Annotated in this window: 26 protein-coding genes; 17 read left to right on the top strand and 9 right to left on the bottom strand. The window is 44.7% G+C overall.

The annotated features are described in order from the left end of the window. Window positions 1-10 precede the first annotated feature (10 nt). Window positions 11-1,747: an ABC transporter ATP-binding protein gene (locus NI464_RS06740; protein ID WP_253138010.1), complete on the top strand. Its 1,737-nt coding sequence runs from the start codon at window positions 11-13 to the stop codon at window positions 1,745-1,747. Between the two features lie 56 nt (window positions 1,748-1,803). On the opposite strand, the gene rluB is transcribed toward NI464_RS06740, so the two are convergent. From rluB to NI464_RS06725, 3 genes are read right to left on the bottom strand one after another with little or no spacing between them, the layout of a single operon-like run. After that, window positions 1,804-2,856: a 23S rRNA pseudouridine(2605) synthase RluB gene (rluB, locus tag NI464_RS06735; RefSeq protein ID WP_005107723.1), complete on the bottom strand. Its 1,053-nt coding sequence runs from the start codon at window positions 2,854-2,856 to the stop codon at window positions 1,804-1,806. A gap of 41 nt (window positions 2,857-2,897) precedes the next feature. Continuing rightward, entirely contained in the window at window positions 2,898-3,488 is a 591-nt protein-coding gene (scpB, locus tag NI464_RS06730) for an SMC-Scp complex subunit ScpB (RefSeq protein ID WP_253138009.1), read from the bottom strand. Further along, on the bottom strand, window positions 3,485-4,279 hold the full coding sequence (locus NI464_RS06725) for a segregation and condensation protein A (protein ID WP_180038527.1): 795 nt from the start codon (window positions 4,277-4,279) through the stop codon (window positions 3,485-3,487). Before NI464_RS06725 ends, scpB begins: the two co-directional genes overlap by 4 nt. 503 nt (window positions 4,280-4,782) lie before the next feature. Between NI464_RS06725 and NI464_RS06720 the strand changes: the two genes are divergently transcribed. Further along, window positions 4,783-5,262: a hypothetical protein gene (locus NI464_RS06720; RefSeq protein WP_004279222.1), complete on the top strand. Its 480-nt coding sequence runs from the start codon at window positions 4,783-4,785 to the stop codon at window positions 5,260-5,262. Window positions 5,263-5,343: 81 nt separating this feature from the next. Here the strand turns inward: NI464_RS06720 and NI464_RS06715 are convergent, their stop codons facing one another. The 3 genes from NI464_RS06715 to NI464_RS06705 all read right to left on the bottom strand — a co-directional run bounded on the left by NI464_RS06715 (window position 5,344) and on the right by NI464_RS06705 (window position 7,041). Beyond that, window positions 5,344-5,628, bottom strand: coding sequence for a hypothetical protein (locus NI464_RS06715; RefSeq protein ID WP_004279223.1), 285 nt, complete (start codon window positions 5,626-5,628; stop codon window positions 5,344-5,346). Between the two features lie 45 nt (window positions 5,629-5,673). Beyond that, window positions 5,674-6,291 (bottom strand): L-threonylcarbamoyladenylate synthase, encoded by a 618-nt coding sequence (locus tag NI464_RS06710; RefSeq protein WP_004646095.1) that lies wholly within the window; start codon window positions 6,289-6,291, stop codon window positions 5,674-5,676. Window positions 6,292-6,378: 87 nt separating this feature from the next. Next, entirely contained in the window at window positions 6,379-7,041 is a 663-nt protein-coding gene (locus tag NI464_RS06705) for an elongation factor P hydroxylase (protein ID WP_253138044.1), read from the bottom strand. A gap of 97 nt (window positions 7,042-7,138) precedes the next feature. Here NI464_RS06705 and NI464_RS06700 point away from each other — a divergent pair, with 97 nt between their 5' ends. The 6 genes from NI464_RS06700 (at window position 7,139) to lysM (ending at window position 10,897) form a co-directional block, all read left to right on the top strand. Further along, on the top strand, window positions 7,139-7,696 hold the full coding sequence (locus tag NI464_RS06700) for a YceD family protein (RefSeq protein ID WP_253138008.1): 558 nt from the start codon (window positions 7,139-7,141) through the stop codon (window positions 7,694-7,696). 77 nt (window positions 7,697-7,773) lie between these two features. Further along, window positions 7,774-7,956 carry a 50S ribosomal protein L32 gene (rpmF, locus tag NI464_RS06695; protein WP_004279227.1) on the top strand — a complete coding sequence of 61 codons (183 nt, stop codon included), beginning with the start codon at window positions 7,774-7,776 and terminating at the stop codon, window positions 7,954-7,956. 223 nt (window positions 7,957-8,179) lie between these two features. Then, complete coding sequence (gene fabD / locus NI464_RS06690; RefSeq protein WP_004730620.1) at window positions 8,180-9,166, top strand: ACP S-malonyltransferase; 987 nt, start codon at window positions 8,180-8,182, stop codon at window positions 9,164-9,166. After that, window positions 9,163-9,897 (top strand): 3-oxoacyl-ACP reductase FabG, encoded by a 735-nt coding sequence (fabG, locus tag NI464_RS06685; protein ID WP_004279229.1) that lies wholly within the window; start codon window positions 9,163-9,165, stop codon window positions 9,895-9,897. The genes fabD and fabG overlap by 4 nt, the downstream gene beginning before the upstream one ends. An 83-nt stretch (window positions 9,898-9,980) precedes the next feature. Beyond that, the gene (gene acpP, locus NI464_RS06680; protein ID WP_004646101.1) at window positions 9,981-10,217 is read left to right on the top strand and encodes an acyl carrier protein; all 237 of its coding nucleotides are present in this window, start codon (window positions 9,981-9,983) and stop codon (window positions 10,215-10,217) included. Window positions 10,218-10,402: 185 nt separating this feature from the next. Further along, window positions 10,403-10,897, top strand: coding sequence for a peptidoglycan-binding protein LysM (gene lysM, locus NI464_RS06675; RefSeq protein ID WP_174894622.1), 495 nt, complete (start codon window positions 10,403-10,405; stop codon window positions 10,895-10,897). Between the two features lie 87 nt (window positions 10,898-10,984). Here the strand turns inward: lysM and NI464_RS06670 are convergent, their stop codons facing one another. Then, window positions 10,985-11,452 (bottom strand): Lrp/AsnC ligand binding domain-containing protein, encoded by a 468-nt coding sequence (locus NI464_RS06670; RefSeq protein ID WP_004646102.1) that lies wholly within the window; start codon window positions 11,450-11,452, stop codon window positions 10,985-10,987. 140 nt (window positions 11,453-11,592) lie between these two features. Here NI464_RS06670 and NI464_RS06665 point away from each other — a divergent pair, with 140 nt between their 5' ends. The 4 genes from NI464_RS06665 (at window position 11,593) to NI464_RS06650 (ending at window position 16,010) form a co-directional block, all read left to right on the top strand. Next, window positions 11,593-12,852 (top strand): D-amino acid dehydrogenase, encoded by a 1,260-nt coding sequence (locus NI464_RS06665; RefSeq protein ID WP_039901981.1) that lies wholly within the window; start codon window positions 11,593-11,595, stop codon window positions 12,850-12,852. 34 nt (window positions 12,853-12,886) lie between these two features. After that, window positions 12,887-13,999 (top strand): alanine racemase, encoded by a 1,113-nt coding sequence (gene alr, locus NI464_RS06660; RefSeq protein ID WP_253138007.1) that lies wholly within the window; start codon window positions 12,887-12,889, stop codon window positions 13,997-13,999. A gap of 48 nt (window positions 14,000-14,047) precedes the next feature. Next, window positions 14,048-14,413 carry a RidA family protein gene (locus NI464_RS06655; RefSeq protein ID WP_114541406.1) on the top strand — a complete coding sequence of 122 codons (366 nt, stop codon included), beginning with the start codon at window positions 14,048-14,050 and terminating at the stop codon, window positions 14,411-14,413. Window positions 14,414-14,582: 169 nt separating this feature from the next. Further along, a complete protein-coding gene (locus tag NI464_RS06650; RefSeq protein ID WP_247143897.1) occupies window positions 14,583-16,010 on the top strand; it encodes an amino acid permease in 1,428 nt (475 codons plus the stop codon). Between the two features lie 57 nt (window positions 16,011-16,067). On the opposite strand, the gene NI464_RS06645 is transcribed toward NI464_RS06650, so the two are convergent. Continuing rightward, complete coding sequence (locus NI464_RS06645; protein ID WP_004279237.1) at window positions 16,068-16,520, bottom strand: CopD family protein; 453 nt, start codon at window positions 16,518-16,520, stop codon at window positions 16,068-16,070. Window positions 16,521-16,543: 23 nt separating this feature from the next. Next, complete coding sequence (locus NI464_RS06640; protein ID WP_004730606.1) at window positions 16,544-17,773, bottom strand: beta-ketoacyl synthase N-terminal-like domain-containing protein; 1,230 nt, start codon at window positions 17,771-17,773, stop codon at window positions 16,544-16,546. A gap of 273 nt (window positions 17,774-18,046) precedes the next feature. On the opposite strand from NI464_RS06640, the gene NI464_RS06635 reads away from it, so the two are divergent. The 5 genes from NI464_RS06635 to NI464_RS06615 all read left to right on the top strand — a co-directional run. Beyond that, window positions 18,047-19,531: an EcsC family protein gene (locus NI464_RS06635; protein ID WP_253138005.1), complete on the top strand. Its 1,485-nt coding sequence runs from the start codon at window positions 18,047-18,049 to the stop codon at window positions 19,529-19,531. Window positions 19,532-19,686: 155 nt separating this feature from the next. Next, window positions 19,687-20,061 (top strand): 30S ribosomal protein S12, encoded by a 375-nt coding sequence (gene rpsL / locus NI464_RS06630; protein WP_002050319.1) that lies wholly within the window; start codon window positions 19,687-19,689, stop codon window positions 20,059-20,061. Between the two features lie 180 nt (window positions 20,062-20,241). Further along, window positions 20,242-20,712, top strand: coding sequence for a 30S ribosomal protein S7 (rpsG, locus tag NI464_RS06625; RefSeq protein WP_004279240.1), 471 nt, complete (start codon window positions 20,242-20,244; stop codon window positions 20,710-20,712). Between the two features lie 128 nt (window positions 20,713-20,840). Next, complete coding sequence (gene fusA, locus NI464_RS06620) at window positions 20,841-22,976, top strand: elongation factor G (protein WP_004646111.1); 2,136 nt, start codon at window positions 20,841-20,843, stop codon at window positions 22,974-22,976. A 93-nt stretch (window positions 22,977-23,069) separates the two neighbouring features. Next, on the top strand, window positions 23,070-23,159 hold a 90-nt coding region (locus NI464_RS06615; protein ID WP_072292276.1), incomplete at its 3' end, for a GTP-binding protein.

Raw genomic sequence — 23,159 nt, 5'->3', positions numbered from 1 at the left:
GAGCGCAACGATGTCTGAAATCAATCCAAGCACAGCACCTGCGCTACTTCGCGTAGAAAATCTACGAGTCAGTTTTAAAGGTGAAAATAAAGAATATATTGAGACTGTAAAAGGGGTTTCTTTCGAGATTCCGGCCAATACCACAGTTGCACTGGTAGGCGAATCGGGAAGTGGCAAGTCGGTCACTTCCCTCGCCACTATGGGCCTGCTTCCGGCAGAAAGCGCACGTATTTCAGAAGATAGCCAGATCATCTTTGAAGGGAAAAACCTGCTCAAGCTTAAAACCCGTGAAATGCGCAAGATGTGCGGCAAAGACATTGCCATGATTTTTCAGGAGCCAATGTCTTCGCTAAATCCGGTATTTACGGTAGGCATGCAGATTGCAGAAATCCTGCAACTACATTTGGGCATGAATAAAAAACAGGCGCGGCAACGTACCCTGGAGCTGCTCAAAGAAGTGGGGATCCCTGCGCCAGAAACTAAAATTGATGCCTATCCGGGGCAGCTTTCCGGTGGACAGCAGCAACGCGTCATGATTGCCATGGCCATTGCCTGTGAGCCTAAACTATTGATTGCAGATGAACCGACCACCGCTCTGGATGTGACTATTCAAAAGCAGATTCTGGACTTGCTGGAATCGCTGCGTCAGCGTCGCCAGATGTCGATGCTGTTTATTACCCATGATTTAGCATTGGTTGGTGAAATTGCCGATCAGGTTATTGTGATGCGCCATGGGGAAATCCGTGAACAGGGTCCGGTTCGGGAGGTGCTGGACCGGCCTCAGGACATGTATACCAAAGCCTTGTTGCACTGCCGCCCGCAACTCTCGCAACGTCCGCTACGTTTGCCGATGATTAGTGATTTTATGAAACAGGATGGCTCAACCTGGCTGGAAGATATCCGCCTGAATACTCAGCTTCCGCAACGTTCACGTGGACTAAAAGGCGGAGAGGAAATTATTCTGGATGTACGGGATCTGAAAAAATCTTTTTATAGTCGTAAAGGACTGTTTGGCAAAGATGAGTTTCAAGCAGTAAAAGGAATTTCTTTCCAACTGGCCAAAGGCAAGACCTTGGGGCTGGTCGGGGAATCTGGTTCGGGTAAAACCACCATCGGTTTATTGCTGATGCGTCTGCAACAGGCTACGGGCGGTAAAGCACTGTTTCAGGGTCGGGATATTTTGGACATGTCGGAACAGGAATTTACGCAGTATCAACGTAAAATCCAGATCATTTTCCAGAATCCCTATGCTTCTCTAAATCCACGTTTTACTGTTGGACAAATCCTGATGGAACCGATGCAGATTCATAAAATTGGTCAGGATGATGCAGAGCGCAAACAAATGGCCTTGGATCTGTTGGAGCGGGTCAGCTTGCCTGCACAGGCTTTTTATCGTTACCCGCATGAGTTTTCAGGTGGTCAGCGTCAGCGAATTGCGATTGCACGTTGCCTGACCTTAAAACCCGAGATTTTGATCTGCGATGAATCGGTCTCGGCACTGGATGTCTCAGTACAGGCGCAGGTGCTGAATTTACTGCAAGATTTGCAGGATGAATTCGGACTCAGCTATATCTTTATTTCGCATGATTTGTCGGTAGTGAAATATATTTCTGATCAGATCATGGTGATGAATCATGGGGAACTGGTAGAAATCGCCAATTCAGATGAACTGTATCAATCTCCGCAGCATGAATATACCAAGCGTTTACTCAGTGCCATTCCGCAAGGGATTCCACAAAGTGCCTGATGCATAAAGCATAAAAAAAGTCAGGCAATGTGCCTGACTTTTTTTATTTATCTTAATTAAAACTTTTTAAAGCCTTTGTTGACGCCATATGGACGGCGCGGCGCATTTTCATCACGCTCTTCGCGGCGACCAAAACCTTGATCCGGACGGTTTTCACGACGTACAAACTGAGTGCCGTTCTGGTTTTCAGCTCTGTCACGACGACCATAAGCATTGTCATCACGACGCTCACGGCCAGTATTATTTTGTGGTTGCTCATCACTGTCACGACGTTGCTGACGCAAGAAACCGCCACGGCGTGCAGCCATCGGCTTGTCCTGCATACGTTCATTACGGCGTTTCGCCATACCAAACAAACCAGTACCTTGACGTGGTTTCAATTCCACAGCTTTGGTCAGGTTGTCGATATCGTTTTTATCCAGTTCAATCCAGCGACCGGTACGCAGTTCGCGTGGCAAAATCACAGTACCATAACGGGTACGCAGTAGACGGCTGACTTTCAGGCCTTGTGATTCAAAGATACGACGTACTTCACGGTTACGACCTTCTTTTACTACCACCTGGAACCAACGGTTGATCCCGTCACCACCGAGTTCAGAGAAAGATTCGAATTTTGCCGGACCATCGTCTAGCACCACGCCTTTGAGCATGTTGTTACGAATTTGTGGTGTAACTTCACCCATGACACGAACTGCATATTCACGTTCGATTTCATTCGATGGGTGCATCAAGCGATTCGCAAGTTCACCATCATTTGTGAATAAAAGCAGACCCGTCGAGTTAATATCCAGACGACCCACCATTACCCAGCGATCGCCCGGAATAGCAGGCAGCTGTTCAAATACAGTCGGACGGTTTTCAGGATCGCTACGTGAGCAGATCTCGCCTTCAGGCTTGTAGTAAATAATGACACGACGACGGATTTCGTCTTCAATCTGGAAGGCAACTTTACGACCATCGATGCGAAGCTCATCACCTGGTTCGATTCGTTCACCCACTTGGGCAATTTGCCCGTTGACACTTACACGACCCGCGGCAATGACTTCTTCCATATAACGGCGAGAACCCAAACCAACGCGTGCAAGCACCTTTTGCAACTTTTCACTCATGACAGCATAACCTTAGAAATAATTATCAACAGTTCACCTATTTATGACTTCGGTGCATTCGCATCGAGGGCCATAAAAGCTTCCTTGGCATCCTGCAGGGGAGGCAATTGGCCCAAACTATTCAGGCCAAACGCATTTAAAAATTGTGGCGTTGTCATTAACAACGCAGGTCTTCCAGGGAGTTCACGAAATCCGGACTCTTTAATCCAGTTCCAGTCAAACAGCGTACGCAAGTTTTGACTGTTATTCGTTACACCACGAATCTGTTCAATATCTGCTCGAGTCACTGGCTGGTGATAAGCAATCACCGCAAGTGTCTCCAGTAATGAAGGCGACAAGCGAGCCGGTCGCTCAGGCCAGGTCTGTGCAATAATATTACGATATTTTGCACGCACTTGAAAACGATAACCTTGTGCTGTTTCAATCAGTTCAATTGAACGGCCATGCATCAGCATGGAAAGTTGTTGTAAATACTGACGTAATTCCGGCTTGCTATAGCGATCCTGAAAAGCTTCTTTCAGACGAGCCAATGAAACCGCGGAGTCGCTGGCAAAAATAATGGCTTCAAGCTGCATCAATACTTCATGCAGATTATCTTCTGCAGATAACAGCGTATTTTGATCGAGTGTCATTGACTGGCTCCTTGAATCGCGAGCGGGGCTTCAATACCTGTAGCAATAATCTGAATTTTTTGTTGTCGGGTCAGTTCCAGCACCGCCATAAAGGTTACCACCATACCCATACGGCCTTGGCTCGGTTTTAACAAGTCCTTAAAGCTGAGTATTGCGCCAGTTTCAAGACAACTTTCAATATAGGCAATACGTTCTTCCAGCAGTACCGGTTCCTGTTGCACCTGATGAATCACCGGTTCAGGACGGTTAAATATACAAAGCAAGGCATCACGCAATAAATCGCTTGAATAGCCTTCATTCGGCTGCTGGATTTCGCCCAAACTGACGTTGGTGGTGAAAGTGTCACGTTCCAGAATCGGCATCTGGCCCAGACGTTCTGCTGCCTGTTTAATTCTTAAATAATTTTCTAAACGGTCAATCAGTTCTTGTTTTGGATCCTGTTCAATCGCAGTCAGGCTTTTCGGTTTCGGCAAAAGCAAACGTGATTTCAGATCTGCCAGTAAGGCCGCCATCACCATATAGTCGGCCGTCAGCTCGATGTTCAGGGATTTCATCGCGTCCATATAAGACAAATACTGCGCTGCAATCGGCGCGATATCGACCTGTAACAGATCAAAACCGTTTTTTTGAATCAGGTAAATTAAAAAGTCGAGTGGGCCTTCAAAATGTTCTAATAAGATTTCAAATGCCGCTGGAGGAATGTACAGATCCTCTGGAATTGTATCCTGCCATTCATCCAGAACCCGAATGTGCGGAGCAGATTCCATAGTGTTATGGATAATTTGAGTCATTACAATTATAGGCCACGCGAATTTTCAAAGGCATGCAAAGGCTTGATTTTCGGTATCTCATCGAAAGAAAAGCACAGGATTAAGCGTTGTCATTGTACTGGAAAAGTAACTTTAAATAAATTAAATAAGCCGTCAAAGCCATAAAAACTTAAAAAAATAATGGAATTTATCCGCGATTTAAAAATAGTAACGAGAAGAATGGCAGAACCGGGCAGGAAATGATGTAGTGATTTTTACGTTAAATTGATTCTCATAATTAAGCATATCTGGTAGATGATGCCAGTTGACTCACTTAAAAACCCGATCAATACAGTGATTCTCATCAAAAGAAGAAATAAGCTAGCTGGCAGATATTGAATGATTTTTAAACGGATTTCCCATTAAAAAACATAAAATTAATAAGTATTAATAAAATATTTCCCTATGATTTTTGGTCAAAAATCTCGCTATACTCTCGAAGAATAGTCAAGAATCACAAAAATCAATAAAAAGGTGAAGAAAGCATGCCACTTATTCTGGTTGTTATTGGGATGATCGCATTCGGGGGATTTTGGGCTTATCCCAAATATCAGATTATGCAGCTTGAAGATGAAGCACGCACAGGACTGAAATCAGGCGGATTTTCAGCTTTTGCAGAACAGGCCCGACCTGTCATGCAGGCCATGAAAATGGATTTTAGTGTGCTGGACCAATATCCCAATATTCGTTTTTACATGCGGCATATGGCTTATGAGGGCGACCAGCTGGATGAGCGGATTAAACTGGATATGCAAGCCATGTCTTGTGAGTCGATCAATTCCTTTAAAGTCATGGAACCCAAAGCACGTACGGCGATGCTGAATGTACTGGAAGATGATCAGATCATTTTTCATGTGTATCTGAAAAATAAGCTGGGCGAGGAACTCATGCACCATGAACAGAAGCTATCGCAATGCCCAAATTTCATTGCAGTTCGTCATTATGAACGTAGTTCAGATTCCTAAACTGGTTTTGGCAACCATTGCATACCTGTCGAATTGAAAAGAATAGAACTGCAACCTCTCACCCTATGCTTTTTTAGATTTTCATGGTGAGGAATGATTGTATTCCTTGGTCGCAAATTCAATGATACGTTGGCAAGTCTCTGCCAGGCATACATTTTGGTTTGAATAGATCTGCAACAACTGTCTCGCTACAGCCAACGTCAGGAAAAATTGGTACTCAGTATGATCAATATTTACAGTGGGATGGGAAGGAAAATGTGCTTCGACCATGACTGCCTTGGATTGCAGTGTCCAAGGCAGTTCTGCATAGATTAAATCCTGTGCAGAAAATTCATGCTGATTTAGCAGGAGATAAAATAAATCCATTCATTTTGACTCCCCGAATGTTTGTAGGAATTTCTCAAGCGTCGTTTATTCAAAGGCGCTGACATCTCCCATACCACGACGAATCACTTCTGGATGATCACCGGATAAATCTACAATAGAAGTTGTGCTCAACGTGCCTAAACCACTATCTACAAAAACATCAATGCGTTTGCCCAGCTGCATTTCAATATCATAAGGATCATCGAGTGGGTCAGTCTGACCCGGTAAAATCAGGGTAGAGGTCAACAGCGGTTCACCGAGTTCTTTCAGTAACATTTGACACACCGGATTATTTGGAATGCGCAGACCAATGGTTTTTTTCTTGGGATGCATCAACCTACGCGGGACTTCGCTGGTCGCAGGTAAAATAAAGGTCGTAATAGCCGGTGTATTATTTTTCAGCAAACGGTACATGGCATTGTCCACCTTGGCATAAGTGGCAATATCGGACAAATCACAGCACAGAATCGCATATTGATGCTTTGGGCCCAGACCACGAATTTGCGCAATCCGCTCCATGGCACTCTTGTTCCCAATCTGGCAACCAATCGCATAGGCCGCATCAGTGGGATAGACCACCACATCACCCGCACGGATACGTTCCACTGCCTGACTGATTAAGCGGGGTTGCGGATTGTCTGGGTGTACGCGTAAATGCAGCATAGAGACTACTCCAAGCTTGGGCTGATGGCTTATTATGTGGCGCTCAGGCAAGATCTGGCAATCATAAAAAAGGTAGATTTGTGTAATTTAATCAAGCATTTCACGTATAAATTCATCAGATTGTAAACTTTTGCCACCTCTAATGCAGATACAGATACATTGGATAAAGTGCGCTGCATCATGTGGAAGTTTGGCTGTACCATTAAAATAAGCCTGAACTTGAGCGTAGACATTATCTTTAAAGCTGGCGCCATCACCGCCGTCGCCAGTCAGATTGTCCAAAGAAACCCGGAATTTACGGCCAAAAGCCTGGGCAAACATCCATTCAATTGCCTGTGGCTTGATTTCGACCTGTTCAAACAAAGCCTGCTGTTCGCGGGTACGGCCATCCGGGGCATACCAGTAACCCAGATCAGGTAGCAGGCGGCGTTTGTCTCCGGCAATGGTCCAGTGGCTGATTTCATGCAGAGCACTATTAAAGAAACCATGCGCAAACTGGATCCGGGCAGGACGGTCTACGCTGGCAGGGAAATATTCTGGTTCAAATTCGCCGCGCACTAAAGTGACATTTAAATGGGAAAACCAGTGATTAAAGTGTAAGATGAGCCAGTCCACCTGCTGCGCTTCTGACGATAAATTCGCCCATCGCGAGAGTTGCACTTGTTGTGTTGAACTGTCAGAATCAAGGCTTGGAATTGTGCTAACGAGTGATGAAACATTCACTTCTGTTTGCGGCTGCAACAGATGCATGACTTGAGTTACCCAAATGGTCTGTCGAAATAAGTACAAAATTGTATCTTAATCTTTGACAGAGTACTGATGAATTTGTAGAATTGCCGCCTTAATTATGTCAGCAAATACCTTTCCGGCACAGATTGAGCCGTTTAAATGGGCTGAACAGGGCTTTAAATGGTCAGGTCAACTGCCTTTATCCCGCTTTGTTCGTATCGCTCGTGAAGCTGTTGGATCAATTGATGATCAATTGATTAACATAGACTGTAAGCTATCAATGGATGCCTATCATCGTATTGCATGGCTAGATGGTCACGTTGAAACAAAAGTTCCTATGGAATGCCAGCGTTGTCTGGAAACTGTAGAAATTGAACTGGTTTCATCGTTCCATTTAGCACTTGTGGATGATGAGTCACTGATAGAGCGCTTGGATGAGGATGCTGATTTCATCGTCCTAGGTGAAAGTGAAGCAACGACCAAAGGTGATTATGATGCACCTGCGACCGCTGATTTGCTCGCGCTGATAGAAGATGAACTGTTATTGTTGATGCCGTTGTCGCCTAAACATGAGTTTTGTGAACATAAGCATCATCCTGCCGTAGAAGAAGTGGCTGAAGAAAAACGGGACAACCCGTTTGAAGTTTTGGCTGCTTTGAAGGGTAAACTTAACTAATTTTTGTGTTATACTCTTGTGTATAAGACAATCGAATTTGTTCTGATCCATTTTTTCGATCTTTGTAAGGAGCCATCATGGCCGTTCAGCAAAACCGTAAAAGTCGCTCTCGCCGTGACATGCGCCGTTCACATGACGCTTTAACCGAGAATGCATTAACTGTAGACCAAGCTACTGGCGAGACTCACCGTCGTCACCACGTATCTAAAGATGGTATCTACCGTGGTCGTCAATTATTCGCTAAAGCATCTGCTGAATAATTGGTGATGTATTAAGCGTCAAGCTTAGTAGAAAAAATGGGAGCATTTAGCTCCCTTTTTTTTGTCTTTGATTTTTAGGCGTATCGGTTTTTTGTTGTATTTGGCAATTACCGCCAGCAAAATTACATGCTAAATTGCGCTCCACAATGATTTAGGTGGTCTTATTGGTCAGTCTTCTTGTTAGGATTGAAGAAGCACACCTCTTGAATGAAAGGATTTTATTATGTCTGCTACACCACTCGAACAAGCAGCGCCAGCAACAAAAACTGCATTTGTGTTTCCGGGTCAGGGCTCACAAAAAGCCGGTATGCTGGCTGAGCTTGCAGAACAGTTTGCGAGTATTCGCGAGACATTTGCAGAAGCATCTGAAGCCGTCGGTTTTGATCTGTGGCAGATTGCGCAAACTGGTGAAGGTCTAGATCAAACTGAATTTACCCAGCCGGTATTGCTGACTGCGAGTATTGCCTTATGGCGCGTGTGGTTGGAATCTGGCGGTGTGGCACCGAAATATCTGGCAGGCCATTCACTGGGTGAATACAGCGCACTGGTTGCATCAGGTGCTTTAAGCCTGGGTGATGCTGCGAAGCTAGTGAACTTGCGTGGCAAACTCATGCAGACTGCTGTACCTCAGGGTGTGGGTGCGATGGCTGCCATTTTGGGTCTGGACGATGCCAAAGTGATTGAGCTGTGTGCACAAGCAACTGCAGCAGGCGAAGGTTCTGTCGAAGCGGCGAACTACAATGCGCAAGGGCAGGTTGTCGTTGCAGGCAATAAAGATCGCGTTGAAGCAGTGATGGCATTGGCCAAAGAAAACGGCGGAAAAGCCATTGCATTGCCAGTATCGGTTCCATCGCATTGTTCATTGATGAAACCTGCTGCTGAACAGTTTGCTCCGGCATTGGAACAAACCGCCATTGAGCTGCCACGCATTCCTGTATTACAAAATGTAGGCGCGCAAGCGGCAACCAATGTAGATGAATTGCGTCAGGCGTTGACCGCGCAACTTTATGAGTCAGTACAATGGACCAAAACCTTACAATACCTTCAAGATGAAGGCATTGAGTACATCGTAGAATGTGGTCCGGGTAATGTATTGACCAACTTGGCGAAACGCTTGCCGAATATTCAAAAAGCACTTCCACTGGACAGTCAATCCCGTCTGGAAGATGCATTAAACACCGTATTGGCGGCAGAAGGGAAAAGTGCATGACACAGGAACGTAAAGTTGCTCTGGTAACAGGTGCAAGTCGTGGTATTGGTGCTGCGATCGCACAGCAATTGATTCAAGACGGTTATTTTGTCATAGGTACTGCAACGTCTGAAGCAGGTGCGGAAAAATTATCTGCACAGTTTGCTGAAAATGGTGCTGGAAGAGTACTAGATGTACGTGACGGTGCAGCGATTGATGGGCTGGTAACGGACATCGAACAGAACTATGGTCCAGTCCTTGCGTTGGTCAATAATGCCGGTATTACCAAAGACAATTTGCTGCTGCGTATGTCTGAAGATGACTGGGATGATATTTTAAATATTCACCTGAAAGCAGTTTACCGTTTGTCTAAGCGTGTACTCAAAGGCATGACCAAGGCGCGTTTCGGTCGCATCATTAATATCAGTTCTGTTGTGGCACACTTTGCCAACCCAGGCCAGGCCAACTATTCTGCCGCCAAAGCAGGTATTGAGGCATTTAGCCGCAGCTTGGCCAAAGAAATGGGTAGCCGTCAGATTACCGTAAACTCGGTAGCACCAGGTTTTATTGCGACTGAAATGACTGAGCAGCTAAGCGAAGAAATTCGTAAAAAAATGACTGAACAGGTGGCGTTAAACCGTTTAGGTGATCCGCAGGATATCGCAAATGCTGTAAGTTTCCTGGCTTCAGATAAAGCCAGTTACATTACTGGTACAGTTATGCATGTAAATGGGGGCTTATACATGAGCTAAGCTCAAGTATAAACTTTCCAAATTTTTTAGATTCAATTAAACTAACGGCATTAAAAACGCCACAAGCAATGAGGAGAATTCCTGTGAGCGATATCGAACAACGTGTTAAGCAAGCAGTTGCAGAACAACTTGGTATCAAAATCGAAGAGATTAAAAACGAAGCATCTTTCATGGATGACTTAGGTGCAGATTCTCTAGATCTAGTTGAACTTGTTATGTCTTTCGAAAATGACTTCGACATCACGATTCCTGATGAAGATTCTAACGAAATCACAACTGTTCAATCTGCAATTGACTACGTTTCTAAGAAACTAGGTTAATCGCCGATTTCAGCTTTGCTGAACATAAAGACCACCCTTGAGGTGGTTTTTTTGTGTCTGCATTTCACATGAATAGAGGTTTTACAATCCATTACCTTTCTGTCACCAATGACTAACTATCTCTCTAGAGTTTTCATTATAAAAATAAGAGTGATGTGACATTAACAACAAGAATGGAGTCCGCTATGGGTCTTTTTGATTTTGTAAAAGGTATCGGTAAGAAGAATACAGCTGCTGCAGAACCACAGGCTGCACCTACAACGACAACGCCGACTGCAGCACAACCTGCAGAGCCTTCTGCTCAGGAAGTGGCAAATAAACTACTCGGCCATGTGAAAAGTCTGGGCCTTCCGATCACTGGCTTATCCATCAGTTATAACTCCGCTTCTGATCTGGCGACGATCAGAGGTCAGGTACAAAGTCAGGCCGATCGTGAAAAGATTGTTTTGGCCGTGGGTAATATTGATCATGTCGCAAAAGTGGATGATCAGCTTACGGTAAGCAGTCCTGAGCCGGAAAGTAAGTTCTACACGGTGAAATCAGGTGACAGTCTGTCAAAAATCTCAAAAGAATTTTATGGTGATGCCAATCAGTATAATAAGATTTTTGAAGCTAATCGTCCCTTGCTCAAAGATGCAGATGATATTTTCCCGGGACAGGTACTCCGCATTCCTGCTTAAGGTTTAATAAGTTCAATCAATGTTCGATCTCAAAGCCCCGTTTGGGGCTTTGTTGTTTCTGCCCGTAGCTTTAAAAAGCCATCATTACTAAATACCCAAGTCCAGATATAAACTTTCTTTAACTTCTTCCATCACCACATAACTATGTGAAGATGCAGAAGCGGGCAGTTTTTTCAGTAAATCTCCCAGTAAACGGCGATACGCACTCATTTCTTTTAAGCGTGCTTTGACCAGATAATCAAAATCACCAGAAATTAAATGGCATTCCAGGACTTCTGGAATCTCAGTCAGATTGCGTGCCACCTGATCAAAGACATCTCCTGATTTGGCGGAGAGTTTGATTTCTAGAAAAACCAACAGGTTGCGCTCCAGCATTTCCGGATTTAAACGGGCGTAATAGCCCATGATGATGCCTTCGCGCTCTAGCCGTTTTACCCGTTCTGAACAGGGCGTGGTCGATAGATTGACGCGTGCTGCAAGTTCGCTAATGGCAATCCGGCCATCGCGTTGCAGGATATCCAGAATCATGCGGTCAATGCGGTCTAATTTGCGCATCAATATTTCCCTCTTTTTTTTAATTCTGCCCGAAAAAATATTTATTCCACTGAATATACAGTCTGAATATAGTGAATTTAACTATTAAAGCAAAAATATACTAGTGAAATAAACTGAAAAGATGTTTGAGGGTTAAGGTAATGCGCGTATTAGTTTTGGGTAGTGGTGTGATTGGTGTGGCAAGCGCTTACTATCTGGCGCAGCAGGGAGCAACCGTGACTGTGCTGGATCGTCAGGCAGGTCCGGCGCAAGAAACCAGCTTCGGTAATGCCGGGCAGATTTCTCCAGGATACTCGACCCCTTGGGCCGCACCAGGTATTCCGTTTAAGGCAGTCAAATGGATGTTTCAGCATCATGCACCGTTGGCGATTAATGTCGATGGCAGCTTGTGGCAATTGCAGTGGATGGCACAAATGCTGAAAAACTGTAATGCGCAGCATTATGCAGTCAATAAAGAACGGATGGTGCGTGTGGCTGAATATAGCCGTGACTGTTTGCGTAATTTGCGCCGTGATATTGGCATCTCTTATGAAAACCGCGCGAAAGGTACTTTGCAGATTTTCCGTAAAGATGCGCAGCTGGATGCAGTTCAGCGCGATATCGAAGTTCTGAAGGAAACTGGAGTTGAGTTTGAACTGCTGGATCGCGATGGACTGGCGCGTGTAGAACCGGCATTGGCACAGGCAAAAGACAAACTGGTAGGTGGTCTGCATTTACCCAATGATGAAACAGGTGACTGCTATCTGTTTACCAATGCCCTGGCAGAACATGCCAAAGGGATGGGTGTAGAGTTTAAGTTCAATCAAAACGTTGAAAAGCTGATTGTAGAAGGTGACCAGATCAAAGGTGTTCTGGTGAATGGTCAGGTACTCACGGCAGATAAATATGTGCTGGCCTTTGGTAGTTATTCACGTGATTTCCTCAAACCGCTTGAACTGAATTTACCGGTCTATCCGGTGAAAGGTTATTCACTGACCATTCCGATTTTAGATCCGGCCTATGCACCACAATCTACAGTACTGGATGAAACCTATAAAATTGCGATTACCCGTTTCGACCAGCGCATCCGCGTAGGGGGAATGGCTGAACTGAGCGGTTTTAATTTGGGTCTGAATGAAGATCGTCGCGGCACGCTGGAAATGGTGACCCGTGATTTATTCCCTGGAGGAGACATGAATCAGGCCAGTTTCTGGACAGGCCTGCGTCCAATGACCCCGGACAGTACGCCAATTATTGGGAAAACCCGTTTTAAAAACCTGTTCCTGAATACTGGACATGGCACGCTGGGTTGGACCATGGCCTGCGGTTCAGGAAAATTAATCAGCGATCTGGTTTTGGCACGTGATCCTGAAATTAGTACCGAAGGATTGTCATTGGCGCGCTATCACCAGGCGGCTTAAGACTATCTGAGGCGGAATATTCAAGGAGGAATGTATGCCACGTCCCATTACTGCAATTATCCATCAACAGGCGCTTGCGCATAATTTAAGTGTGGCGCGCCAATGTATGCCCAATAGTCAGGTATTTGCCGTGGTCAAGGCCAATGCCTATGGGCACGGGATTGAACGTGTCTATGCTGGACTTGAAGGTGCAGACGGTTTTGCCTTTCTGGATATTGAAGAGGGCGCGCGGCTACGTGCGCTGGGATGCAAGAAGCCGCTAATGTTGCTCGAAGGTATTTTCGCTTTTGAGGATTTATTTGCATGTGTGAAGCATGAAATGAGCTTTGCCATTCATTCCCGACATCAAGTGCAATGGCTGAAACAGTTTGCCGAAATAGCGCCGGATGCACAGTTTGATGTGTATTTGAAAATGAACAGCGGCATGAACCGTCTGGGTTTCGAGCCGCAGCAATATGCAGAGATCTGGCAGGAGCTGCAACAGCTGAACACTGTCCGTTCCATTACCCATATGACCCATTTCTCCGATGCGGATGGCCAGCGTTTTGGCGTGGACGGTATTCAGTATCAAAACCTGATTTTTAGCCAGTCCATTCAGGGGCTTGAAGGTAAAATCTCGCTCAGTAATAGCGCAGCCATTCTGCGGCATCATCAAACCCTTCATTCAGACATTTTACGTAGCGGCATCATGCTGTATGGCAGTTCACCAGATTATCCAACACACACGATTCAAGACTGGAATCTGCAACCGAGCATGAGCTTGCGCAGTGAAATTATTGCCATTCAAACGATCCAGACAGGTCAGAGTGTTGGCTATGGTTCCAAATTTATTGCCATGCAGGAAATGCGGGTCGGGATTGTGGCCTGTGGTTATGCCGATGGTTATCAACGACTATCGGAGACCGGTACACCCGTGCTGGTAGATTCAATCAAAACGCACACATTGGGTCGAATCAGTATGGATATGCTGGCGGTAGATCTGACTGCACTGCCGCACGCAGATATAGGTAGTGAAGTGGTACTTTGGGGCCAATCTTCCCAAGGTGTGGTTTTGCCGATTGATGAAGTGGCGGCCAGTTCAGGCACCATCGGCTATGAGCTGATGTGTGCGGTGACCGCTCGGGTTCATTTCCAGATTGACGCTTAAATTTTTAATTTAAATTTTATTTAAATATCCCAAACAAGGAATATCAGCATGACACAGGCAAATACAGCCATTCAGCGACTCAACAGCAATCAAATCATGAGTGCGGTGACGATTCATCAGCAAACCGTGTATCTATCGGGTCAGGTGCCGAATAGCACGGATCTGGATGTACGCGGACAAACACTGGAAGTCTTTGCAAAAATTGAGGAATTGCTCGCATTGGCAAATACCGATAAAAGCCAGCTGCTTTCTGCACAATTATTTGTCAAGCATCTAGATGATTTTGCTACCGTAAACCAGCTTTGGGTGGAATGGTTACGAGGTCATGGTACGCCGGCACGTGCTACGATTCAGGCAGATTTGGTCAATCCGGACTGGCTGATTGAAATTGCAGTCATTGCAGCTCAAGCTTAATTGAATTTTTGATATTGAAATCTCCCATGCAATGATTTAAGTCGTTTTAGTGCAGTAAATCTCACTGAACAGCGCAGTAAAAAGTATGAAAATGTCATAATAAGCGTTCGAGGACTGAACGTTGTAAATTCAGCTTGATGCTGTTGTAAAGATTAAAAAGGATGTAAAAATGAAAACCACCCCGGGCACAGAAGACGTAAAATCGTCGCCGCATGAGTTGCAACGAAAACTCTCTAACCGACATTTGCAGTTAATCGCCATTGGTGGCTGTATCGGTACTGGCCTGTTTATGGGATCGGGAAAAACCATCTCCCTGGCAGGCCCTTCAATTTTGATCATTTATATGATCATTGGTGGCATGTTCTTCTTCCTGATGCGTGCGTTGGGTGAAATGCTGTTGTCCAATCTGCATTACAAATCTTTTATTGATATGGCCCATGACCTGATCGGGCCGGGTGCTGGCTATTATATTGGCTGGTCGTACTGGCTGGGTTGGGTGCTGGTAGGGATTGCCGATCTCGCGGCGATTATTAACTATTTGAGTTTCTGGCTGCCCGAAGGCATGGCCTTTACCCCGATGGGGCAGGCGATGATTAGTATTGGCTGTGTGCTGTTTATTCTCGCGATTAACCTAGTCACGGTAAAACTGTTTGGTGAGATTGAATTCTGGTTTGCACTGATCAAGATTTTAGCTATTCTCGGTTTGATCTTTGTCGGTGGTTATATGGTGTTTAGCGGCTTTCAGGCACCGAGTGGCGCCGTCGCCAGCTTTAGTAATGTCTGGGCACATGGTGGTTTATTTCCCAAAGGCTTTACTGGTTTTCTGGCAGGTTTCCAGATTGCCATGTTTGCCTTTGTCGGGGTGGAACTGCTCGGTACGATGGCGGCAGAAACCAAAGATCCAGAAAAGAATTTACCCAAAGCGGTCAATGCCATTCCTACGCGTATCATTCTGTTCTATGTATTGTCATTGCTGATGATCATGTCGGTTACACCATGGCATTTGATTCCTGCGGATCAAAGTCCATTTGTGAGTTTGTTCCTGTATGCCGGTATTCCAACTTCAGCCATTATCATGAACCTGGTGGTATTGTCATCAGTGATGTCCTCTATGAACAGTGGCGTATTCTCGACCAGCCGTATGTTGTTTGGTCTTGCACGTGATGGACAGGCACCTCAAGCTTTGGCGCGGTTATCTAGTCGGGCTGTACCAGCCACGGGGTTGTTTTTCTCCTGTGCTTTTATTATGTTGGGGGCAGCATTTCAGTATTTCGTACCAAACACCATGGAAGCTTTTACTCTGGCAAGTTCGCTGTGTGTGATTCTGTTTATTAGTATCTGGAGCATCATCATGGTGTGCTATATCCGTTATCGTAAGCAGCAACCGCAAAAGCATGCAGCTTCGACCTTTAAGATGCCGGGTGGAGTAGGGATGTCTTATGTGGTATTGGCATTCCTGTTATTCGCCTTGATTATTCTGAGTCTGGAACCCGATACCTTAAAGGCTCTGATGATCAGTCCTTTATGGTTAATTATTCTGGCAGTGACCTATCGTTTGCTGTATAAGCCGCGTATGCGTCAGCGTGGTAATCCTTAAATATTCAGACATAAAAAAATCCCCGACTGATCGGGGATTTTTTATTTAGCAGGTGAATTAGAAAGTAGGTTTAACCACGACTAAAATCACCACTGCAAATAAGATCAGGGTTGGCATCTCATTAAAATAACGCCAAAACTTGTGTGACTTGTAATGTGCATTATCAATCAGCTTCTTGCGGTAATAACCACACACTAGATGGTAAATCACCAGTAAGCCGACCAGGCCGACTTTAAGGTAAAACCATAAGGCTTCATGATAGTGACGTGTTGCATCACCCCAATCCACCAGAAAGTGCGCCGTAATCAAGGTAGCCAACATGGCCGGCCACATGATGCCACGGTACAGCTTGCGTTCCATGACTTCAAAGCGTTGATGACTGACGGCATCTTCGCTCATGGCATGATAAACATATAACCGTGGCAAGTAGAACAAAGCCGCGAACCAGCAAACTACTGCAATAATATGTAATGCTTTTACCCACAAGAAAGCATCAGAAGGAGCATCCATCAAGTCACCCTAAACTGGGCAGCTTAGCCTTCCCATTTTTTGAAAATGAGACAAGCATTTACGCCGCCGAAACCGAAACTGTTACTCATCACAGTATTCAATTTTGCGTCACGTTTTTCAAGCACGATATCAAACGGTTTCGCGCCTTCATCCAGCTCGGTCACGTTGATGTTTGGCGCAATAAAGTCATTTTGCATCATCAGAACCGAATAAATCGCTTCCTGAACACCAGCAGCACCCAGACTGTGACCCGTCATTGATTTGGTTGAGCTTAATGGAGGAACCTGACCTTCACCGAAAGCACGTTCCATTGCTTTAAGTTCTGTGATGTCACCCGCTGGAGTAGAAGTACCATGTGTGTTTACATAGTCAATTTTATCGACACCGTGTTGTTTTGCTTCTTCTAAAGCCATCAGTACGCAACGTGTTGCACCTTCACCAGATGGTGCAACCATATCAGCACCATCACTGTTTGCAGCATAACCAACCACTTCAGCTAAGATATTTGCACCACGCGCTTGCGCATGTTCCAAAGACTCAAGGATCACAAAACCGCCACCACCGGCAATCACGAAACCGTCACGGTCTGCAGAATAAGGGCGTGATGCTGTTTCAGGGCTGTCATTGTATTTAGAGCAAAGTGCGCCCATCGCATCAAACAACAAGCTTTGTGACCAGTGATCTTCTTCACCGCCACCTGCCAGCATTAAATCTTGTTTGCCGAGTTGAATCAGGTTGTAGGCATAACCAATCGCATCGGCAGAGGTTGCACATGCACTGGTAATGGTATGTGCTACACCTTGCAGTTTAAAGGCGACACCGACGTTAGCCGTAATGGTGTTGGTCATATTACGTGGTACAAAGAAAGGACCGACTTTACGCGCACCTTTGGTTTGCAATAATTCGTTCATTTCAATAACAGAAGCAGTTGAACCGCCACCTGAACCACCCGCAATACCATAGCGTGGGTTGCCAGCTAGATCTTCAACTTTTAAACCGGCATGTTCCACTGCAGCAAGAGCTGAGTTATATGCATACATCGCACATACGCCCATAAAGCGTTTCAGTTTGCGGTCGATCCCGTCGAAATCCTGCTCGGCTGCAGCACTAACATGACTTTTGAAATTGAGTTCAGCATAAGTCGGATTAAAACGTGTTCCTGAAATCCCGTTTTGTAAAGAATGGTTTACATCCTCTAATGTATTACCAATACATGAGTTGATACCCATGCCAGTGATGACAACACGTTTCATCTACAGATCCTTATAGTTTGCTCTATGCTCAGCGGCAGATATCTGGGTTTTAAAATCGCCCAATCCAGCGCTTAGCCTTATTTCATGATGGGGAACATGATAGCAGAAAGACTTTTGAAATCTTATGGCAAATGTTATGCCGTGTGACAGTCGGTTGAGTTTGTGAGTCGGCATGTAGGGGTTTTACTAAATGAAACAGAATAAAGTTGAGATAAACGCTGACTACACCTAGTATTTATACCAAATACAAGCACATGAATGCTGAGGTAAAAAATGGTAAATGCTAATAATAAACAATCTAATGGTCTGATTTCGAATGCCTTTGGAGTGGCGAAAAAGTTCAGTTCAACTGGATTGGATTTATTGAATCATGTTGCGCCGGATTCGGTGACTAAAGCGCTGAAGCCTTCCAGCTCCGATCAGGTGATTGACGGTTCGGCGAAGACGAAAAGCGCTTTTTCAGCTAAAAAATATGACAATCCTCAGCAAATGCTTCGCGAGCATCTTCCAAATGTGTCTCGTCAACTTCTCGGACGCCGTTTTAATACCGTGAATAATGTCGCGCATTTTGTTTCTCCAGACTTAACCGAAAAAGTGTCTAACTACTTTTATGAGCGTCTGAATCAATTCAGTAATCAAACCAGTTCGGTGGATGCCATTCTGAATGAAGCGGGTGCGAAAGATTTAGAAGAATTGACTCAGGACGTCGATCGATCCAAGCGAATTTCACAGGCTTTAAGTGAACAAAACAAATGGATTGCAACGGTGCAGGGTGCAGTAAGTGGTGCTTCAGGGATGCTTGGTACTGCCATTGATATTCCAGCCTCTTTGCTCATGGCATTGCGTACCATCTATCAAGTCGGTCGCTCTTATGGTTTTGACCTGAGTAAAGAAGATGATCAGGAAATCGTTCAGCATATCTTTAGACAGATTGACCTGAGCCTGATTGCGGAAAAACAGACCTTATTATTAGGTTTAAAAGCTTTAAGTAATACACTTAAAACTCATGATATCTCGCAGTTACAAGCCATGCTAGGTTCTGATAATGATGTCAGCGCCATCAAGCAATGGTTAAGTCGTCATGAGGGAGAGGCTAAATGGGAATGGATGAATCATCTGCCAAAAATTTCGATTCTGGAGCGATTAACCAAACTGACGCCTCTGGCGAGTGCTGGTATTGGCGCTGTATATAGCCATCGTTTTGTCGAGGATGTAAATCAGAAAGCTCAGGAAGCATTCTCGCATGCACGTCAATACCTGATTCAGCATCAGGACTCGCAATTGTCTCCTTATGCTGCCTATGAAAAAGCAGCCAGTTTGTTACAACAGGCAACTCCGAAACTCATAAATGGTGCCTCTCACGAAGTTGAGCTTTCGAAAGATAAGCCGATCATGGATAAAGATATTGCGATTGAAGGCAATAACACGATTACCCAAGTCAAGCTGGTCAAAAAAGAGCAGAATGATCTAAGCTCTGAAGAAGCAGAAGTGAAGAAAGATGAAAAGGTGAGTGAAGGGCTGGAGGCACTCAACGATGAGTTGGTTGAACCTGCGGCAGATAAGCAGTCGCAACAACCGGCTTTATCCAAAACTTCATTTGATCCGGAAATCGAAGCTGAACTGCATCCAGAAGCTGCTGACGAGGCAGAAGCTGCTACAGAGACTTCACAGCAGGGCGTAGACGATCAAGAAAATTCGAAAACTGAATCTGAAGCTCAAGATGTGACCAAAAAAGCTGGTAAAAATTCAAAAAAATAAGTGAATTTTGAAGGTAAATAAAAGTAAGCAAATGTCGTGAGAAACGGCATTTGCTTGGCTTGAGTAGGTTGACCAATTTTGCATCTTGAATTACAATTGCATGCCCTCAAAAAGTAGTAGTTTTTGGGGCTTTTTATTAACGGGAGAATTGCCAAATGGCAACAACAAATCAGTTGATCCGCAAGGGTCGTACGACTTTAGTTGAAAAATCTAAAGTTCCTGCGTTGAAGGCTTGTCCACAGCGCCGTGGTGTTTGTACACGTGTTTACACAACTACACCTAAAAAACCTAACTCAGCAATGCGTAAAGTTTGCCGTGTTCGCTTAACTTCAGGTTTCGAAGTTTCTAGCTACATCGGTGGTGAAGGCCATAACCTACAAGAGCACAGTGTTGTTCTTATCCGTGGTGGTCGTGTTAAAGACTTACCAGGTGTACGTTACCATACCGTTCGTGGTTCTTTAGACTGTGCTGGTGTTAAAGATCGTAACCAGTCTCGTTCTAAATACGGTACTAAACGTCCTAAGAAATAATTCGTTAAGAATTAAATTTTAAGAACGTAGAACCGCAATCCTTTATCGTCTCGCTTGTCTGATTTCTGCATTAATTTTGTGAAAATTCCAAGCGACGTATAGTAAGGCCAGCGAGTAGTACATGACACTTTGTACTCATGCTGGATAAACCTGAAGTGTCATCTTTATAGGTAGTTTAAAATGCCAAGACGTCGCGTAGTCGCTGCTCGTGAAATCCTTCCGGATCCTAAGTTCAGCAGCCAAACAATCGCTAAATTCATGAACCACGTAATGCAAGATGGTAAAAAATCTATTGCTGAAAGTATCGTTTACGGTGCTTTAGACCGCGTTCAAGAAAAATCTAAAGTAGACCCAGTTGAATTTTTCGAGACTACTCTTGAAAAAGTTCGTCCTATGGTCGAAGTAAAAGCACGCCGTGTTGGTGGTGCTACATACCAAGTTCCTATGGAAGTACGCCCATCCCGTCGTACTGCTCTAGCGATGCGTTGGTTAGTAGATGCTGCTGCTAAGCGTTCTGAAAAAACTATGGCTTTACGTCTTGCTGGCGAGTTGCTTGATGCATCTGAAGGCAAAGGCGCTGCGGTTAAGAAACGTGAAGATGTGCACCGTATGGCTGAAGCCAACAAAGCATTCTCTCACTACCGTTTCTAAGCAGATAAAACAGGCCCTATTCAGGAGGGTGACAAGACCGTCATGGTTCTGTCACCAAAGCGCTTTAAGTTGCTATGCAGCTTAAAGCGTCCTGTTTTAAACAACAAAATTTAGGAATGCTAGAAATCATGGCACGTCAAACCCCAATTTCTCGTTATCGTAACATTGGTATTTCTGCGCACATTGATGCGGGTAAAACCACAACTACAGAACGTATTTTGTTCTACACAGGTGTATCTCACAAAATTGGTGAAGTACACGATGGTGCAGCAACAATGGACTGGATGGAGCAAGAGCAAGAACGTGGTATTACCATTACTTCTGCTGCTACGACTACATTCTGGTCAGGTATGTCTAAACAGTTCCCTGAACACCGTATCAACGTAATTGATACACCGGGACACGTTGACTTCACAATTGAAGTTGAACGTTCTATGCGTGTTCTTGATGGTGCGTGTATGGTTTACTGTGCTGTAGGTGGTGTACAACCTCAGTCTGAAACTGTATGGCGTCAAGCGAACAAATACCAAGTGCCTCGTTTAGCATTCGTGAACAAGATGGACCGTACTGGTGCCAACTTCTTCCGTGTTGTTGAACAAATGAAAACACGTTTAGGTGCATCTCCAGTACCTGTAGTAATCCCTGTTGGCGCTGAAGAAAACTTCCAAGGCGTAATCGACTTGATCGAAATGAAAGCGATCATTTGGGACGAAGCTTCACAAGGTATGAAGTTTGAATACGGTGAAATCCCGGCTGAACTTCAAGAAACTGCTGAAGAATGGCGTACAAACATGGTTGAAGCTGCTGCTGAAGCTTCTGAAGAGTTAATGGATGAATACCTGAACAATGGCGATTTGACTAAAGAACAAATCGTTGCTGGTCTACGTGTCCAAACTTTGGCTTGTCAAATTCAACCAATGCTTTGTGGTACAGCATTCAAAAACAAAGGTGTTCAACGTATGTTGGACGCAGTAATTGAATTCTTACCGTCGCCTACAGAAGTTAAAGCGATTGAAGGTGTTCTTGACGATAAGGCTGAAACTAAAGCGATTCGTGAAGCATCTGACGAAGCTCCGTTCTCTGCACTTGCGTTCAAAATCATGAACGACAAATTCGTAGGTAACTTAACTTTCGTACGTGTTTACTCTGGTGTTCTTAAACAAGGTGATTCTGTTTATAACCCAGTTAAATCTAAACGTGAACGTATCGGCCGTATCGTGCAAATGCACGCGAACGATCGTCAAGACGTTGAAGAAATTCGTGCGGGTGATATCGCTGCGTGTGTAGGTCTTAAAGACGTAACTACAGGTGATACACTTTGTGATGAGAAAAATGTCATCACACTTGAGCGTATGGAATTCCCAGAGCCAGTAATTGCATTGGCTGTTGAACCAAAAACTAAAGCTGACCAAGAAAAAATGTCAATTGCTTTAGGTCGTTTGGCTAAGGAAGATCCATCATTCCGCGTTCGTACTGATGAAGAGTCAGGTCAAACAATCATCGCTGGTATGGGTGAACTTCACCTTGACATTATTGTTGACCGTATGAAGCGTGAATTCGGTGTTGAAGCAAACATTGGTAAACCAATGGTTTCTTACCGTGAAACGATCAAAAAGTCAGTTGAGCAAGAAGGTAAATTCGTTCGTCAAACTGGTGGTAAAGGTAAATTTGGTCACGTATACGTACGTTTAGAGCCAATGGATGCTGATGCTGGTAAAGACTACGAGTTCGTTGAAGAAGTTGTTGGTGGTGTAGTTCCTAAAGAATTCTTCGGTGCTGTGGATAAAGGTATCCAAGAGCGTATGAAGAATGGTGTCCTTGCTGGTTACCCAGTAGTTGGCATTAAAGCTACATTGTTTGACGGTTCTTACCACGATGTCGATTCGGACGAATTATCGTTCAAGATGGCTGGTTCTTATGCCTTCCGTGACGGTTTCATGAAAGCAGATCCTGTTCTTCTTGAACCTATCATGAAAGTTGAAGTAGAAACTCCAGAAGACTACATGGGCGATATCATGGGTGACTTAAACCGTCGTCGTGGTATGGTTCAAGGTATGGATGACTTGCCTGGCGGTACTAAAGCAATTAAAGCTGAAGTTCCACTTGCAGAGATGTTTGGTTACGCGACTCAAATGCGTTCTATGTCTCAAGGCCGTGCAACATACTCTATGGAATTTGCTAAATATGCTGAAACTCCACGTAACGTGGCTGAAGGCATCATTTCTAAATTCCAGTCTGGCGGTAAAAAAGGTGACGACGAGTAATCTTTCGATTACTATAAGCCCAAACTAATTCATAGTTAAAAACCAAGTGCTCATGCAGTGATCCTGCATGAGTAGTTTAAAAAGGAAGATCTCATGGCTAAGGCTAAGTTTGAACGTAATAAGCCACACGTTAACGTGGGCACAATTGGTCACGTTGACCATGGTAAAACAACTTTAACAGCT

This window comes from Acinetobacter lwoffii, assembly GCF_024129685.1.
GTDB classification, from domain to species: domain Bacteria; phylum Pseudomonadota; class Gammaproteobacteria; order Pseudomonadales; family Moraxellaceae; genus Acinetobacter; species Acinetobacter lwoffii_X.
The sequence above is the reverse complement of the archived record's forward strand: the minus strand, read 5'-3'. Positions and strand labels throughout refer to the sequence as shown.

Coding starts and splice junctions, on each gene's coding strand:
- fabG (WP_004279229.1), top strand. CDS start 9,163: ATGACACAGGAACGTAAAGTTGCTCTGGTAACAGGTGCAAGTCGTGGT.
- NI464_RS06725 (WP_180038527.1), bottom strand. CDS start 4,279: ATGACTCAAATTATCCATAACACTATGGAATCTGCTCCGCACATTCGG.
- NI464_RS06710 (WP_004646095.1), bottom strand. CDS start 6,291: ATGCTGCATTTACGCGTACACCCAGACAATCCGCAACCCCGCTTAATC.
- rpsL (WP_002050319.1), top strand. CDS start 19,687: ATGGCAACAACAAATCAGTTGATCCGCAAGGGTCGTACGACTTTAGTT.
- NI464_RS06665 (WP_039901981.1), top strand. CDS start 11,593: ATGCGCGTATTAGTTTTGGGTAGTGGTGTGATTGGTGTGGCAAGCGCT.
- NI464_RS06655 (WP_114541406.1), top strand. CDS start 14,048: ATGACACAGGCAAATACAGCCATTCAGCGACTCAACAGCAATCAAATC.
- rpsG (WP_004279240.1), top strand. CDS start 20,242: ATGCCAAGACGTCGCGTAGTCGCTGCTCGTGAAATCCTTCCGGATCCT.
- NI464_RS06650 (WP_247143897.1), top strand. CDS start 14,583: ATGAAAACCACCCCGGGCACAGAAGACGTAAAATCGTCGCCGCATGAG.
- fusA (WP_004646111.1), top strand. CDS start 20,841: ATGGCACGTCAAACCCCAATTTCTCGTTATCGTAACATTGGTATTTCT.
- NI464_RS06670 (WP_004646102.1), bottom strand. CDS start 11,452: ATGCGCAAATTAGACCGCATTGACCGCATGATTCTGGATATCCTGCAA.
- lysM (WP_174894622.1), top strand. CDS start 10,403: ATGGGTCTTTTTGATTTTGTAAAAGGTATCGGTAAGAAGAATACAGCT.
- NI464_RS06705 (WP_253138044.1), bottom strand. CDS start 7,041: ATGCATCTGTTGCAGCCGCAAACAGAAGTGAATGTTTCATCACTCGTT.
- alr (WP_253138007.1), top strand. CDS start 12,887: ATGCCACGTCCCATTACTGCAATTATCCATCAACAGGCGCTTGCGCAT.
- fabD (WP_004730620.1), top strand. CDS start 8,180: ATGTCTGCTACACCACTCGAACAAGCAGCGCCAGCAACAAAAACTGCA.
- NI464_RS06740 (WP_253138010.1), top strand. CDS start 11: ATGTCTGAAATCAATCCAAGCACAGCACCTGCGCTACTTCGCGTAGAA.
- NI464_RS06700 (WP_253138008.1), top strand. CDS start 7,139: ATGTCAGCAAATACCTTTCCGGCACAGATTGAGCCGTTTAAATGGGCT.
- scpB (WP_253138009.1), bottom strand. CDS start 3,488: ATGACACTCGATCAAAATACGCTGTTATCTGCAGAAGATAATCTGCAT.
- NI464_RS06635 (WP_253138005.1), top strand. CDS start 18,047: ATGGTAAATGCTAATAATAAACAATCTAATGGTCTGATTTCGAATGCC.
- NI464_RS06645 (WP_004279237.1), bottom strand. CDS start 16,520: ATGGATGCTCCTTCTGATGCTTTCTTGTGGGTAAAAGCATTACATATT.
- NI464_RS06720 (WP_004279222.1), top strand. CDS start 4,783: ATGCCACTTATTCTGGTTGTTATTGGGATGATCGCATTCGGGGGATTT.
- rluB (WP_005107723.1), bottom strand. CDS start 2,856: ATGAGTGAAAAGTTGCAAAAGGTGCTTGCACGCGTTGGTTTGGGTTCT.
- rpmF (WP_004279227.1), top strand. CDS start 7,774: ATGGCCGTTCAGCAAAACCGTAAAAGTCGCTCTCGCCGTGACATGCGC.
- NI464_RS06715 (WP_004279223.1), bottom strand. CDS start 5,628: ATGGATTTATTTTATCTCCTGCTAAATCAGCATGAATTTTCTGCACAG.
- NI464_RS06640 (WP_004730606.1), bottom strand. CDS start 17,773: ATGAAACGTGTTGTCATCACTGGCATGGGTATCAACTCATGTATTGGT.